At 70.6% G+C, this 14,856-nt stretch carries 15 protein-coding genes; 12 read left to right on the top strand and 3 right to left on the bottom strand.

The genetic code is table 11. The annotated features are described in order from the left end of the window. Positions 1-110: 110 nt before the first annotated feature. Complete coding sequence (gene dnaE, locus ASG83_RS11630; protein ID WP_235460224.1) at positions 111-3,572, top strand: DNA polymerase III subunit alpha; 3,462 nt, start codon at positions 111-113, stop codon at positions 3,570-3,572. A 111-nt stretch (positions 3,573-3,683) separates the two neighbouring features. Next, a complete protein-coding gene (locus tag ASG83_RS11625) occupies positions 3,684-3,899 on the top strand; it encodes an antitoxin (RefSeq protein WP_055861542.1) in 216 nt (71 codons plus the stop codon). 33 nt (positions 3,900-3,932) lie between these two features. Here the strand turns inward: ASG83_RS11625 and ASG83_RS11620 are convergent, their stop codons facing one another. Then, positions 3,933-4,433 (bottom strand): flavin reductase family protein, encoded by a 501-nt coding sequence (locus tag ASG83_RS11620; protein ID WP_055861539.1) that lies wholly within the window; start codon positions 4,431-4,433, stop codon positions 3,933-3,935. Between the two features lie 68 nt (positions 4,434-4,501). Here ASG83_RS11620 and hisD point away from each other — a divergent pair, with 68 nt between their 5' ends. Genes hisD through ASG83_RS11605 form a run of 3 tightly spaced genes read left to right on the top strand, consistent with a single transcriptional unit; the run spans position 4,502 to position 7,354 of the window. After that, positions 4,502-5,818 (top strand): histidinol dehydrogenase, encoded by a 1,317-nt coding sequence (gene hisD / locus ASG83_RS11615; protein ID WP_055861536.1) that lies wholly within the window; start codon positions 4,502-4,504, stop codon positions 5,816-5,818. 11 nt (positions 5,819-5,829) lie between these two features. Further along, positions 5,830-6,297 (top strand): transcriptional regulator NrdR, encoded by a 468-nt coding sequence (gene nrdR / locus ASG83_RS11610; protein ID WP_055861533.1) that lies wholly within the window; start codon positions 5,830-5,832, stop codon positions 6,295-6,297. Between the two features lie 4 nt (positions 6,298-6,301). Further along, positions 6,302-7,354 carry a quinone-dependent dihydroorotate dehydrogenase gene (locus ASG83_RS11605; RefSeq protein WP_156376823.1) on the top strand — a complete coding sequence of 351 codons (1,053 nt, stop codon included), beginning with the start codon at positions 6,302-6,304 and terminating at the stop codon, positions 7,352-7,354. A 12-nt stretch (positions 7,355-7,366) separates the two neighbouring features. Here ASG83_RS11605 and ASG83_RS11600 read toward each other — a convergent pair whose 3' ends face one another. Continuing rightward, positions 7,367-7,972 (bottom strand): DUF3043 domain-containing protein, encoded by a 606-nt coding sequence (locus tag ASG83_RS11600; RefSeq protein ID WP_055861529.1) that lies wholly within the window; start codon positions 7,970-7,972, stop codon positions 7,367-7,369. Between the two features lie 43 nt (positions 7,973-8,015). On the opposite strand from ASG83_RS11600, the gene ASG83_RS11595 reads away from it, so the two are divergent. The 7 genes from ASG83_RS11595 (at position 8,016) to ASG83_RS11565 (ending at position 14,197) form a co-directional block, all read left to right on the top strand. Then, the gene (locus ASG83_RS11595) at positions 8,016-9,449 is read left to right on the top strand and encodes a dipeptidase (protein WP_055861526.1); all 1,434 of its coding nucleotides are present in this window, start codon (positions 8,016-8,018) and stop codon (positions 9,447-9,449) included. Between the two features lie 94 nt (positions 9,450-9,543). Further along, positions 9,544-9,891 (top strand): iron-sulfur cluster insertion protein ErpA, encoded by a 348-nt coding sequence (erpA, locus tag ASG83_RS11590; protein WP_055861520.1) that lies wholly within the window; start codon positions 9,544-9,546, stop codon positions 9,889-9,891. A gap of 257 nt (positions 9,892-10,148) precedes the next feature. Beyond that, the gene (gene coxB, locus ASG83_RS11585) at positions 10,149-11,009 is read left to right on the top strand and encodes a cytochrome c oxidase subunit II (protein WP_055861518.1); all 861 of its coding nucleotides are present in this window, start codon (positions 10,149-10,151) and stop codon (positions 11,007-11,009) included. An 8-nt stretch (positions 11,010-11,017) separates the two neighbouring features. Then, positions 11,018-12,754 (top strand): cytochrome c oxidase subunit I, encoded by a 1,737-nt coding sequence (ctaD, locus tag ASG83_RS11580; protein ID WP_055861515.1) that lies wholly within the window; start codon positions 11,018-11,020, stop codon positions 12,752-12,754. 7 nt (positions 12,755-12,761) lie between these two features. Then, complete coding sequence (locus ASG83_RS11575) at positions 12,762-13,178, top strand: cytochrome c oxidase subunit 4 (protein ID WP_055861512.1); 417 nt, start codon at positions 12,762-12,764, stop codon at positions 13,176-13,178. Position 13,179: 1 nt separating this feature from the next. Further along, positions 13,180-13,608, top strand: coding sequence for a GNAT family N-acetyltransferase (locus tag ASG83_RS11570; protein WP_055861509.1), 429 nt, complete (start codon positions 13,180-13,182; stop codon positions 13,606-13,608). 19 nt (positions 13,609-13,627) lie between these two features. After that, positions 13,628-14,197 (top strand): GNAT family N-acetyltransferase, encoded by a 570-nt coding sequence (locus ASG83_RS11565; RefSeq protein ID WP_055861507.1) that lies wholly within the window; start codon positions 13,628-13,630, stop codon positions 14,195-14,197. A 15-nt stretch (positions 14,198-14,212) separates the two neighbouring features. On the opposite strand, the gene ASG83_RS11560 is transcribed toward ASG83_RS11565, so the two are convergent. Then, positions 14,213-14,856: HAD family hydrolase (locus tag ASG83_RS11560; RefSeq protein WP_162253798.1), on the bottom strand; the 644-nt coding region annotated here is incomplete at its 5' end.

Below are 14,856 nucleotides of genomic sequence, written 5' to 3'. Positions count from 1 at the left end.
CGACCTAGACTGATGACCCCGCACGCCGCGGACCACGCCCCAGACCCGCACCCGGAGGTGCCGTGACCACCGACTCGTTCGTCCACCTCCACGTGCACAGCGAGTACTCGATGCTCGACGGAGCGGCCCGCGTCAAGCCGCTCATCGAGGAGGCGGTCGCCCAGGGCATGCCCGCGATCGCGGTCACCGACCACGGCAACATGTTCGGCGCCTTCGACTTCTGGCGCACCGCGACCGAGGCCGGCATCAAGCCCATCATCGGCACCGAGGCGTACCTCACGCCGGGCACGCACCGCACCGACAAGACGCGCGTGAAGTGGGGGACGGGCGGCGAGGACGACGTCTCGGGCGCGGGCTCGTACACGCACATCACGATGCTCGCCGAGTCGACGACGGGCATGCACAACCTGTTCCGGATGTCGTCGCTCGCCTCGATCGAGGGCTACTACTTCAAGCCGCGCATGGACCGCGAGCTGCTGAGCCGCTACAGCGAGGGCATCATCGCCACGACGGGCTGCCCGAGCGGCGAGGTGCAGACGCGCCTGCGGCTCGGCCAGTACGACAAGGCCGTCGAGGCGGCGGCCGAGTTCCGCGACATCTTCGGGCGCGAGAACTACTTCGCCGAGATCATGGACCACGGCCTCGGCATCGAGCGCCGCATCATGAGCGACCTCATCCGCCTCGCGAAGGATCTCGGTCTGCCGCTCGTCGCGACGAACGACCTGCACTACACGCACCCGGGCGACGCGAGCTCGCACGCGGCCCTGCTGTGCGTGCAGTCGGGCTCGACTCTCGACGATCCGAACCGCTTCAAGTTCGACGCCGACGAGTTCTACCTCAAGACCCCGGCGCAGATGCGCGAGCTCTTCCGCGACCACCCGGAGGCGTGCGACTCGACGCTGCTCATCGCCGAGCGCGTGGATGTCGCGTTCGACACGGCCGCCAACTACATGCCCCGGTTCCCGGTGCCCGAGGGCGAGACCGAGAACAGCTGGTTCATCACGGAGGTCGAGAAGGGCCTCGAGCACCGCTACCCGGGCGGCATCTCCGCCGAGGTGCGGGCGCGAGCCGAGTACGAGATCGGCGTCATCACGCAGATGGGCTTCTCGGGCTACTTCCTCGTCGTCGCCGACTTCATCAACTGGTCCAAGCGCAACGGCATCCGCGTCGGTCCCGGCCGTGGCTCCGGTGCAGGCTCCATGGCGGCCTTCGCGATGCGCATCACCGACCTCGACCCCATCGAGCACGGCCTGCTCTTCGAGCGCTTCCTCAACCCCGACCGCGTCTCGATGCCAGACTTCGACGTCGACTTCGACGACCGCCGTCGCGGCGAGGTCATCCGCTACGTCACCGAGAAGTACGGCGACGAGCGGGTCGCGCAGATCGTCACGTACGGCACGATCAAGGCCAAGCAGGCGCTCAAGGACAGCTCGCGCGTGCTCGGCTTCCCCTTCGGCATGGGCGAGAAGCTGACCAAGGCGATGCCCCCGGCGATCATGGGCAAGGACATGGCGCTCTCCGGGATCCTCGACCCCGCGCATCCCCGTCACAAGGAGGCCGGCGATTTCCGCGCCGTCATCGAGGTCGATCCGGATGCCCGGCGCGTCTTCGACACCGCCCTGGGCCTGGAGAACCTGAAGCGCCAGTGGGGCGTTCACGCCGCCGGCGTCATCATGTCGAGCGAGCCGCTCATCGACATCATCCCGATCATGAAGCGGGAGCAGGACGGCCAGATCGTCACGCAGTTCGACTACCCCGCCTGCGAGTCGCTCGGGCTCATCAAGATGGACTTCCTGGGGCTGCGCAACCTCACGATCATCGACGACGCGCTCGACAACATCCGCGCCAACCGCGGCACCGAGCTCGTGCTGGAGGACCTCGCGCTCGACGACCCGGCCGCCTACGAGCTCATGGCGCGCGGCGACACCCTCGGCGTCTTCCAGCTCGACGGCGGCCCGATGCGGTCGCTGCTGCGCATGATGAAGCCCGACAACTTCGAGGACATCTCGGCCGTCCTCGCGCTCTACCGCCCGGGCCCGATGGGCGCGGAGTCGCACACGAACTACGCGCTGCGCAAGAACGGCCGGCAGCCGATCACGCCGATCCACCCCGAGCTCGCCGAGCCGCTGGAGGAGGTGCTCGGCACGACCTACGGCCTCATCGTCTACCAGGAGCAGGTCATGGCGATCGCGCAGAAGCTCGCGGGCTACACGCTCGCGCAGGCCGACCTGCTGCGGCGCGCGATGGGCAAGAAGAAGAAGAGCGAGCTCGACAAGCAGTTCGAGAACTTCAGCGCCGGCATGCAGGCGAACGGCTACTCGATGGCCGCGGTGACGACACTCTGGGACATCCTGCTCCCGTTCTCCGACTACGCCTTCAACAAGGCGCACTCGGCCGCCTACGGCGTCGTCTCGTACTGGACGGCCTACCTCAAGGCCCACTACCCGGCCGAGTACATGGCCGCACTGCTCACGAGCGTCGGCGACTCGAAGGACAAGATGGCGGTGTACCTCAACGAGTGCCGTCGCATGGGCATCACCGTCCTGCCGCCGGACGTCAACGAGTCGATCGGCTTCTTCGCCGCCGTGGGCGACGACATCCGCTTCGGCCTCGGCGCCGTCCGCAACGTCGGCACCAACGTCGTCGAGGGCATCCGCCGCGCCCGGGAGGAGAAGGGGCGATTCACGGGCTTCCACGACTTCCTCAAGAAGGTTCCGACCCCCGTCGCGAACAAGAGGGCGATCGAGTCGCTCATCAAGGCCGGCGCGTTCGACTCGCTCGGCGACACGCGTCGCGCGCTCATGGAGATCCATGAGGGCGCGGTCGAGGCTGCCGTGAAGGACAAGCGCGCGGAGGACAAGGGCGACGTCGGCTTCGACTTCGACAGCCTGTTCGACGAGGGGGAGGCGACTCCCGCCAGCGTGCCCGAGCGCCCGGAGTGGGCGAAGAAGGACAAGCTCGCCTTCGAGCGCGAGATGCTCGGCCTGTACGTCAGCGACCATCCGCTCGCGGGGCTCGAGGTCGCGCTCGCGAAGCACGCCGGTGCCTCGATCGCCGAGATCAACGACAATCCGCCCGACGACGGCGAGCAGGTGACGGTCGCCGGCCTCATCACGAGCGTCCAGCACCGCGTCGCGCGGAACTCGGGCAACGCCTACGGCATGGTCACGATCGAGGACTTCGGCGGCGAGCTCACCGTCATGTTCCTCGGCAAGACCTACCAGGAGTTCGGCCCGCGCCTGCAGGCCGACTCGATCGTCGTGCTGCGCGGTCGCGTCAACCACCGCGACGACGGCATCACCCTGCAGGCGATGACGCTGCAGATGCCCGACTTCGGCCTCGCCACCGACAACGGTCCGCTCGTGCTCTCCGTGCGCGAGCAGCGCGCGACGGTCGACGTCGTCACCGAGCTCGAGGCCGTCCTGCGCCGCCACCGCGGCTCGACCGAGGTGCGCCTGCGGCTCGTCCGCGACGAGGCCGCGAGGGTCTTCGAGCTGCCGCACCGCATCGCGCCCACGGCGGGCTTCTTCGGCGAGGTGAAGAGCCTGCTGGGGCCCCGCGCGCTCGCCTGAGCCGGGCATCCGCTGAGAGAGCGCCCGCGAGGGAGGGCGGACGAGCAGAATCGTGCCGACGCGCCCGACGGGGGCGCCCGGAAGCGCCAGCGGCGCGAGGAGGAAGCAGACATGGGCATCGACGACATCACGAACAAGGCCAAGGAGTTCCTCGAGAGCGACGAGGTCAAGGGCATGCTCGAGAGCGAGCAGGCCGAGGACATCAGCGACAAGGTGCTCGACGGCGTCGCCGACGTGGCAGACAAGGTCACCGGCGGCAAGTTCACCGACCAGATCGCCGACGTCAAGTCGAACATCGACGGCGCGATCGGCACCGACCGCGCGTAGCGCCGCCGTCCCCGACGGGCCGCTGCGCGGGCTCTAGAGCTCGGCGCCGAGCGCGCGGTAGCGTCGCTCGTGGTACAGCAGCGGCTCGTCGGGCTCGCCGAGCGCGCCCTCCTCGATCTGCACCGCGATCATCGCGTTCTCCGCCACGTGCGTGCGGGCGACGATGCGCCCGACCATCCACGCGGTGACGCCCGTCAGGATGGGCAGACCGTGCGGGCCGGGCTCCCAGTGGTCGCCGTCGAAGCGGCGGTCGTGGTCGCCGGCCATGATGCGCGCGACCGCGAAGTCGTCGAGGCCGAGCATGTGGATCGCGACGTGGTCGGTCTCGGCGATCGCGGGCCAGCTGCTCGCCGTGCGCGCCATGTTGAAGGTCGCGAGCGGGGGAGCGGCGGCGAGGGAGGCGAGCGACGTCGCCGTGAAGCCGACCGGGTCACCGCCCGCGGTGCGCGCCGTGATCACCGCGACGCCCGCCGCGTGGCGGCGGAATGCCTGGGCGAAGGCGTCGAATCCGGTGGCGTCGGCTGCGGTGGTCATCACACCGGATCCAACACCCGAGGGAGCGGGGTATTCCCGAGGCTGGCCGCGATTAGGCTGATCGCGTCATGATCCAGACCCTCGATCTCCGCGGCCGCGTCCTGTCGACGGCCGACCTCCTCGCCCTCGTCCCGCGCTCGGCGAGCGACATCGGCTCCGCCGTCGAGGCGGTCGACGCCCTGATCGCGGATGTCCGCGCCCGCGGCGCCGCCGCCCTCCTCGATCAGGCGGAGCGCTTCGATCGCGTCCGCCCGCCGCACGTGCGCGTGCCGCTCGACGCGCTGCGCGAGGCCGAGGCCGCGCTCGACCCCGCGGTGCGCGAGGCCCTCGTGGAGGCGATCGACCGCGTGCGCCGCGGCACGGCCGCGCAGGTGCCGCCGACCGTCACGACCGAGATCGCCCCGGGCGCGCGCATCGTGCAGCGCTGGCAGCCGGTCGACCGCGTCGGCCTGTACGTGCCCGGCGGGAAGGCCGTCTACCCCTCGAGCGTCGTCATGAACGTCGTCGCGGCGCAGGTCGCGGGCGTGGCGTCGATCGCTCTCGCGAGCCCCGCGCAGGCCGCATTCGGGGGCGCCGTGCACCCGACGATCCTCGGCGCGGCCCACCTGCTGGGGGTCGACGAGGTCTACGCGATGGGCGGCGCCGGCGCCATCGGCGCCCTCGCCTACGGGGTGCCCGAGCTCGGCCTCGAGCCCGTGCAGGTCATCACGGGCCCCGGCAACCTGTTCGTCGCGACCGCGAAGCGCGCGGTCACGGGCGTCGTCGGCATCGACTCCGAGGCCGGCCCGACTGAGATCCTGGTGATCGCCGACGAGTCGGCCTCGGCCGACCTCGTCGTCGCCGACCTGGTGAGCCAGGCCGAGCACGACGAGCTCGCCGGCGCGGTGCTCGTCACCGACTCGCCCGCCCTCGCGGCCGGGGTCGAGGCGGCGCTGCCCGCCGCGGTCGCCGCCACGCGTCACCGCGAGCGCGTCGAGATCGCCCTCTCCGGGCCGCAGTCGGCGCTCGTCCTCGTCGACGATCTGGATGCCGCGGCGCGCTTCAGCAACGCCTACGCCCCCGAGCATCTCGAGGTCCAGGTGCGCGACCCGCACGCGCTCGTCCCGCGCCTCACGAGCGCGGGCGCGGTCTTCGTCGGCGACCACACGCCCGTGAGCCTCGGCGACTACATCGCCGGATCGAACCACGTCCTGCCGACGGGTGGGCAGGCGCGCTTCGCCGCGGGGCTCGGCGCGTACAGCTTCCTGCGCCCGCAGCAGATCGTCGAGTACGACCGCGCGGCCCTGCGCGCGGTCGCCGACCGCGTCGGAGCGCTGAGCGAGGCGGAGCAGCTGCCCGCCCACGGCGAGGCCGTCCGCGCGCGCTTCCGCGACGCCGACGGGTAGGCTCGATCACCATGCACTGCCCCTTCTGCCGGTACCCCGACAGCCGCGTCATCGACTCGCGCACGAGCGACGACGGGCTCTCGATCCGGCGACGCCGGCAGTGCCCCGAGTGCGGTCGCCGCTTCTCGACCACCGAGACCGCGAGCCTGTCGGTCATCAAGCGCAACGGCGTGGTCGAGCCGTTCTCGCGCGAGAAGATCGTCGCGGGCGTCCGGAAGGCGTGCCAGGGCCGGCCCGTCACCGACACCGATCTCGCCCTGCTCGCTCAGAAGGTGGAGGAGAACCTCCGCGCGACGGGGGCCTCGCAGCTCGAGGCGAACGACATCGGCCTCGCGATCCTCCCCGAGCTGCGCCAGCTCGACGAGGTCGCGTTCCTCCGCTTCGCGAGCGTCTACCAGGCCTTCGAGAACCTCGACGACTTCGAGTCCGCCATCCGCCAGCTGCGCATCGAGGACGCGCAGCGCGCGACCGAGGCTTGAGCGCGTGGGCGCGTACGACGTCGTCTTCCGTCAGGTCTTCGCCCGAATGGATCCGGAGCGGGCCCACCACGTGGCCGTCTCCGTCATCCGCGCGATCCCGAGGCTCGGCCTGACGAGCATCGTCCGGCGGTTCACCGCGCCCGACCCGAGCCTCGCGGTCGAGGCGATGGGGCTGCGCTTCGAGTCGCCGTTCGGCATGGCCGCGGGGTTCGACAAGGATGCGGAGAGCATCCGAGGCCTCTGGGCTCTCGGGTTCGGCCACGTCGAGATCGGCACCGTCACCGCGATCCCGCAGGAGGGCAACCCCCGCCCGCGCCTGTTCCGCCTGATCGCCGACCGCGCCGTCGTCAATCGCATGGGCTTCAACAACCGCGGCGCCGCGCACGCGGCCGAGAACGTCCGGCGCGAGGCCGCCCGCCGCCCGCGCCCGATCATCGGCGCGAACATCGGCAAGAGCCGCGTCGTCGCGGTCGAGGATGCCGTGGCCGACTACCGCGCGTCGGCCCGCCTCCTCGCGCCCGTCGCCGACTATCTCGCCGTCAACGTGTCCTCGCCCAACACCCCCGGGCTCCGCGGACTGCAGGACGAGGCCCTCCTGGGTCCGCTGCTGGATGCCGTGCTCGACGAGGCGGGGCCGACTCCCGTCCTCGTGAAGATCGCCCCCGATCTCGACGACGAGTCGATCGACGCGGTCGCGCGCCTCGCCGTCAGCAAGGGCCTGCGCGGGATCATCGCGACGAACACGACCATCGGTCGCGAGGGTCTCGCGACGGACCCGGCCGTCGTCGAGGCCGCCGGCGCGGGCGGGCTGAGCGGCGCCCCTCTCAAGGAGCGATCGCTCGAGGTGCTGCGCCGCGTGCGGGCCGCCGTCCCCGCCGACTACTGCGTGATCGCCGTGGGCGGCATCGACACCGCGGAGGACGCCGCCGAGCGCCTCGCGGCCGGAGCCACCCTCGTCCAGGGCTACACGGCGTTCCTCTACCGCGGCCCCGGCTGGGCGCGGCAGGTCACCCGCGGGCTCGCGCGCCTGCGGCGCACCGCACCCGCCGCGCGCTGACCCGGCGCCGGATCAGGCGGGGAACTGCCCGCGACGGACCTGCGGCTTCGGCAGGCGCAGCGCGCGCAGCTGCAGCGAGCGCATCGCCGCGTACCACCGGACGCCCTTCTCGACGCGATCGGCGCCGAACTTCTCGGCGAGCCGGCGCTTGACGAGGAAGCCGAGGATGGTCGCGTCGAGCACGGCGACGAGGAAGAACGCCCACAGCGCGAGGATCGCGTACACGTCGAGCGTCGGCACGAAGCTGAGCAGGATCACGGCGAACATCACGGGGATCATGAACTCGCCCACGCCCCATCGGGCGTCGACGTAGTCGCGCACGAAGCGCTTCTGCGGGCCCTTGTCACGGGTCGGGAGGTAGCGCTCCTCGCCGTTGGCCATGCCGATGCGAGCGCGGTCGCGCGCCTCGTTCATCTTCGCGCGCGCGGCCTTCGCGGCCTCCTTGCGGTCGTTGGGCACGAGGGGGCGCTTTCGCGCGGCCTCGCGCTCCCGGCGGCTCGGCGTCGGGCGACCCTTGCCGGCGGCGATCGCGGCGGCCTCCTCCCGCGAGTCGGCGGCGGTCGACGCGGTCGTGCCCGCCTTCGCAGCGGCGGCGTCAGCGTTGTCTCGGGGGGCCACGGCGGCACATCCTTCCGGTGGAGTCGCCCACTAGATTACCGGCATGACGCTCCACGACCGGCCCACGAGGCCCGCCACTCCGACCGACCTCATCGAGCAGCTGCGGGGGAGCGTGAGAGACGGCCTCCCCGCCGCGATCGCCGATCTCTCGACGCTCGTGCGCATCCCCTCGGTGTCGTGGGACGGCTTCGATCCGGCTCGCGTGCAGGCCTCGGCCGACGAGGTCGCCCGCCTGGTGCGGGAGCTGGGCGTCTTCGACGAGGTGATCGTCGATCGCGTGGAGATCCCGGGCGCCGGCACTCTCGGGCAGCCCGCCGTCCTCGCCCGCCGCGAGCCTGGGGCTGGCCGCCCGACCGTCCTCCTCTACGCCCACCACGACGTGCAGCCCCCGGGCCGTGACGAGGACTGGGAGACCCCGCCCTTCGAGCCGACCGTCATCGGCGACCGGCTCTACGGCCGAGGCGCCGCGGACGACAAGGCCGGCGTCATCGCCCACGTCGCGGCGATCCGCGCGCTCGTCGAGTCGGTCGGCGACCCCGAGCTCGGGCTCGTGCTCTTCATCGAGGGGGAGGAGGAGTTCGGCTCACGCTCCTTCACCGCCCTGCTCGAGAAGCACCGCGCCCTCCTCGCCGCTGACGTCATCGTCGTCGCCGATTCCGACAACTGGGATGTCCGCACGCCGTCGCTCACGGTCGGCCTGCGCGGCAACGCCGCCTTCACCCTCACCGTCTCGACGCTCGGCCACGCCTCCCACTCGGGCATGTTCGGCGGCGCCGCACCCGATGCGATGCTCGCGACGATCCGGCTCCTGTCGACGCTCCACGACGCCGACGGCTCCGTCGCAGTCGAGGGTCTGCGCGCGCACGATCAGGAGGTGCCGGAGTACACGGAGGAGCGCCTGCGCGAGGAGGCCGCGCTGCTGGAGGGCGTGACCCCGATCGGCCGAGGGCCCGTGCTCCACCGCCTGTGGGCGCAGCCGACGATCACCGTCACGGGAATCGACGCGCCGAGCGTGCAGAACGCCTCCAACACCCTCCTTCCGAGCGTCTCGGTGAAGATCAGCGCGCGGGTCGCGCCCGGCCAGTCGGCGGCGGAGGCCTTCGCCGCCATCCGCGCCCACCTCGAGGCGCACGTCCCGTTCGGGGCCCACGTGAGCTTCGGCGCCGTCGACCTCGGCAACCCGTTCCTCGTCGACACGAGCGCCTGGGCCGTCGACGAGGCCCTCGCCTCGATGCGCGAGGCGTGGGAGGCCGAGCCCGTCATGGTGGGCGTCGGCGGCTCGATCCCGTTCATCGCCGAGCTGACGGAGACCTTCCCCGACGCGCACGTGCTCGTCACGGGCGTCGAGGACCCGGACACCCGCGCCCACAGCCCCAACGAGTCCCTGCACCTGGGCGTGCTGCACCGGGCGATCCTCACCGAGGCGGTGCTGCTCGCGCGCCTCGGGGGAGCGGTCGAGCTGCCCGAGCGCGAATAGATCCGACGCGCCCGGCGTTGACTCCCGTGCGGGCCGGGCATCCGGGAACGCGACGTACACTGGCACCAGTCCCATCGACTCCGGGAGGAACCCCATGACCGACACCGCTCTCGAGACGCACGGCGTCGCCCTGACCGATGCCGCCGCCGCCAAGGTCAAGTCGCTGCTCGAGCAGGAGGGCCGCGATGACCTGCGCCTCCGCCTCGCGGTGCAGCCGGGCGGCTGCTCGGGCCTGATCTACCAGCTCTACTTCGACGAGCGCCTGCTCGACGGCGACGTCACGCGCGACTTCGAGGGCGTCGAGGTCGTCGTCGACAGGATGAGCGTGCCCTACCTCGACGGCGCCTCGATCGACTTCGAGGACACCATCCAGAAGCAGGGCTTCACGATCGACAACCCCAACGCGCAGGGCTCGTGCGCGTGCGGCGACAGCTTCCACTGAGTTTCGTCTCTTGCCGGGAGGGCGGGCCCGCGCCCGTATCCCGGCACCCGCGCGATCGACGGCGCGGGCATCCGCGATCATGGATGCTCGCGCCGTCGTCGTTCGCGCCGCGGCCGGCCGCGACGGGCCGGCCGACCGGCCGCTCAGCAGGGTTCTCGCCGGGTTCTCGGAGCGTCGGAGGGCGTTCCCGGCGGCGGGGGTGACGTAGACTGGCATACGTTCCACGTCCCTCATTCACTCCTTTCGAGAGGCCACCGGTGCGTTCCAACCGACGTCTTCGATTGGCGGCGATCCCCCTCGCCGTCGTCACCTCGCTCGTCCTCGCGGCGTGCACGCCCCAGCAGCAGCTGGGCTGGCTGCCCACCGAGCCGGGGACGACCAACCAGGTCGACCGCGTCATCGGCCTGTGGGTGACGTCGTGGATCGTCCTGCTCGGTGTGGGCATCATCACGTGGGGCCTCATCATCTGGGCCGCGGTCGTGTACCGCCGCCGCAAGGGCCAGACGGGCCTCCCCGTCCAGCTCCGCTACAACATGCCGATCGAGATCCTGTACACGGTCGTGCCGCTCATCCTCATCATCGGCTTCTTCGCCTTCACGGCACGGGACCAGACCGCGATCGAGGAGCCCCTGGCCGACCCCGACGTCACGATCGAGGTGTACGGCAAGCGTTGGGCCTGGGACTTCAACTACGTCAACGAGGACGTGTACTACCAGGGCATCCAGGCCCAGAAGACCGACGAGGGCCAGATCGACGCCTCGACGCTCCCGACCCTGTACCTGCCTGTGGGGCAGAAGGTCGAGGTCAAGATCGAGTCGCGCGACGTGCTGCACTCCTTCTGGATCGTCGACTTCCTCTACAAGAAGGACATGATCCCCGCGAAGTCCAACTACTGGTACTTCATCCCGGAGAAGGAGGGCTCGTACGTCGGCAAGTGCGCCGAGCTCTGCGGCGAGTACCACTCGCTCATGCTCTTCAACGTCGAGGTCGTCTCCCAGGACGAGTACGACGCGTACATCGAGTCCCTCCGTGCCGCCGGCTTCGAGGGCCAGGTCGACGAGACCTTCAACACGAACTCCAACCTGCCGGGCACCACCGGCTCCAGCGAAGAGGAGTAGGCGGCATCATGACGACGACCGCACCGCGTCCCTCCATCGGCACTGCCGAGCCCGGCTACAGCAACCCCGGGATCGCCCGCAAGGGCAACGTCTTCGTCGGCTGGGTCACCTCGACCGACCACAAGACGATCGGGTACATGTACCTGATCACGTCGTTCATCTACTTCCTCGTCGGCGGCGTCATGGCGCTCGTCATCCGCGCGCAGCTCTTCGCTCCGGGCCTCGAGGTCGTCTCGACGAACGAGCAGTACAACCAGCTCTTCACGATGCACGGCACGATCATGCTGCTGATGTTCGCGACGCCGCTCTTCGCGGGCTTCGCCAACGTCATCATGCCCCTGCAGATCGGTGCGCCCGACGTCGCCTTCCCGCGACTGAACGCCTTCGCCTACTGGCTCTACTCCTTCGGCTCGCTCATGGCGGTCGCCGGCTTCTTCACGCCCCAGGGCGCCGCCTCGTTCGGCTGGTTCGCCTACGCGCCGCTGTCGAGCCAGACCTTCTCGCCCGGCGTCGGCGGCAACCTCTGGGTCTTCGGCCTCGCGATGAGCGGCTTCGGCACGATCCTCGGCGCCGTGAACTTCATCACGACCATCATCACGATGCGCGCCCCCGGCATGACGATGTGGCGCATGCCGATCTTCACGTGGAACACCCTCGTGACCTCGCTGCTCGTGCTCATGGCGTTCCCCGTCCTGGCCGGTGCGCTCTTCGCTCTCGGTGCCGACCGCGTGTTCGGCTCGCACTTCTTCGACGCCGCGAACGGCGGCGCGATCCTCTGGCAGCACCTCTTCTGGTTCTTCGGGCATCCGGAGGTGTACATCCTCGCCCTGCCGTTCTTCGGGATCGTGTCGGAGATCCTGCCGGTGTTCAGCCGCAAGCCGATCTTCGGCTACAAGACGCTCGTCTACGCGACGATCGCGATCGCGGCGCTGTCGATGACGGTGTGGGCGCACCACATGTACGTGACGGGCTCGGTGCTCCTGCCGTTCTTCGCGCTCATGACGATGCTCATCGCCGTGCCCACGGGCGTGAAGATCTTCAACTGGGTCGGCACGATGTGGCGAGGCTCGGTGACCTTCGAGACGCCGATGATCTGGACGATCGGCTTCCTGATCACGTTCGTCTTCGGCGGTCTCACGGGCGTCATCCTCGCCTCGCCGCCGCTGGACTTCCACGTCTCCGACTCCTACTTCGTCGTCGCCCACTTCCACTACGTCGTCTTCGGCACGGTCGTGTTCGCGATGTTCGCCGGCTTCTACTTCTGGTGGCCGAAGTGGACGGGCAAGATGCTCAACGAGAGCCTCGGTCAGATCCACTTCTGGCTGCTCTTCGTCGGCTTCCACACGACCTTCCTCGTGCAGCACTGGCTCGGCGTCGTGGGCATGCCCCGCCGCTACGCCACGTACCTCGTCGAGGACGGCTTCACCTGGATGAACCAGCTGTCGACCTTCGGCTCGTTCCTGCTCGCCGCGTCGATGATCCCGTTCCTGCTGAACGTGTACATCACCGCGCGTCGCGCCCCCAAGGTGACGGTCAACGACCCGTGGGGCTACGGCCGGTCGCTCGAGTGGGCGACCTCGTGCCCGCCCCCGCGTCACAACTTCACCTCGATCCCGCGCATCCGCTCGGAGTCGCCGGCGTTCGACCTCAACCACCCGGAGGCGGGCATCCCGGTCGGGATCGGCCCCGCGAAGGACGCCCCCGACGCTCCCACGTACGACCTCGGCGACGAGAAGGTGAAGTAGTCCGCGCATGAAGACCAACATCAACATCTTCTGGATCCTCGTCGCGTTCTTCGCCCTCCTGACGGCGGTCTACACGACCTGGGCGCTCATCTCGACGGACCGGGTCGAGTGGGTCGGGACGGTGGCCATCGGCCTCTGCGCCGTTCTGTCCGCGTTCATCGCGTTCTACCTGCAGCTCGTCAACCGCTCCACGGGCGGGCTTCTCCCGGAGGACCGCCTCGACGCCGACATCGACGACGGCGACCCCGAGCTCGGGCACTTCTCGCCGTGGAGCTGGTGGCCGGTGTTCCTCGCCGGCGCGGTGAGCCTGGCGTTCCTCGGCCTGGCCGCGGGCATCTGGATCATGTTCTACGCGGTTCCGCTCGCGATGCTCGGTCTCGTCGGCTGGGTGTACGAGTATTACCGCGGCAACTTCGGGCGCTGAGGTGACGGTTCGTCGCGCGCGCGCGGAGGACGCGGACGCGGTCTTCGAGCTCGTCCAGCAGCTCGGCGCGGCGTTCATCCCCGTGCGCGCGGCCTTCGACGTGAGCTTCTCCGAGGCGATCGCCGCGGAGGAGGACTCCGACCTCCTGCTGCTCGTCGCCGAGGACGATCAGGGCGTGGTGCGCGGCTATGCCGTCACGACGATCGCCCGGCTGCTCTCCACCAACGGCGCCTCGGCGCAGCTCCAGGAGATCGCGGTCGACGAGGCCGCGCGCGGCCAGGACCTCGGCACGGAGCTCGTCCACGCCGTCGAGCGCGAGTGCATCCGCCGCGGCGTCCGGCAGATCACGGTCGCCAGTCGGCGCGCGGGCGGCTTCTACGACCGACTCGGCTACAGCCAGAACGCCGAGTACATGCGCCGGGTCTTCTGATCCGACGAGGGAACCGGCCGTGAGCGTGGAGCTGCGCAGCGCGCGGCTCGTGATCCGGCCGATCGTGACCGCGGACATCCCCGCCTTCGTCGCCTATCGTCGCGATCCCGAGATCGCGCGCCACCAGTCGTGGAGCACGGAGTACTCGGCGACCGACGCGCAGGCTCTCGTCGACGGGCAGCCGCGTACGTCGGTGCCGTCGGCGGGGGAGTGGGTGCAGCTCGGCCTCCACGCGCGGGATGCGGCGGTCGGTTCGAGCGCGCTGATGGGCGACGTCGCGGTCGGCGCCGACCCCCACCAGCCCGACACGTACGAGCTCGGTGTCACGCTCGCGCCCGCTCACCACGGCCAGGGCTACGCGCGGGAGGCGCTCGATGCAGTCATCGACTGGCTGATGGAGCGTCAGGGCGCCCACCGCATCGTCATGCAGGGGGACGCCCGCAACGCGCCCGTGCTCGCCCTCATGCGCCGGCTGGGTCTTCGGCACGAGGGCGCGATCGTCGAGGGTGACTGGTTCAAGGGCGCCTGGTCGACGCTCGAGCGTTTCGCGCTGCTTGACCGCGAGTGGCGCGAGAGTCGCGAGCGCTGACGGTCGCCCGATCGATCAGAGCGCGTCGACGAGGTCCGTGAGCGCCGCGATCGTCCGGTCGGGCTCGGGGTAGCCCGTCGGCCAGGTGCGGCCGCGGGGCAGCCACACGCCGACAAGGCCCGCACGCTGCGCGCCGAGCACGTCCCACGGGTGGCACGCGACGAGCGCGGTCTGCTCGGGCATGCTGCCGAGCCGGTCGCAGGCGCCCAGGTACGCCTCGGGATGCGGCTTCCACGTGCGGGTGCCGTCGACGCTGAGCGTCGCGACCCCCTCGCGACTGAGCCCCAGCCGCTCCAGGAGCCCCTGCGCGACGCGCGTCGAGCCGTTCGTGAGCGTCGAGACGCCGAGGCCCTCCGCGATCATGCGACGGATGCCCGGGGCGACGTCGTCGTGGGCGGGCAGCGCCCCCACCGCCGACGGGAGCTCCTCGAGCATCGCGTCGACGGCGGCCGCGTCGAGCGGCGCGGAGTCATCGACTCCCGCCGCGAGATCCCGCAGCGCGGTCTCCCCGAGAGGGCCGAAGCCGATGGGCAGCCCGACCAGAGAGGCCGCGAAGCCGTCGCGGAGGACCGCGGCGAGCCACGCGCTCGCGGAGCCGGCGGGGAGACTGCGCTCGCGCATCCACCTCTCGAGGGGGCCGAGGTCGGTGAGCGTCTCGT

Origin of the sequence: Yonghaparkia sp. Soil809, assembly GCF_001429705.1 — a bacterium.
Classification (GTDB): domain Bacteria; phylum Actinomycetota; class Actinomycetes; order Actinomycetales; family Microbacteriaceae; genus Microcella.
This window is presented reverse-complemented; position numbering and strand designations above follow the sequence as displayed.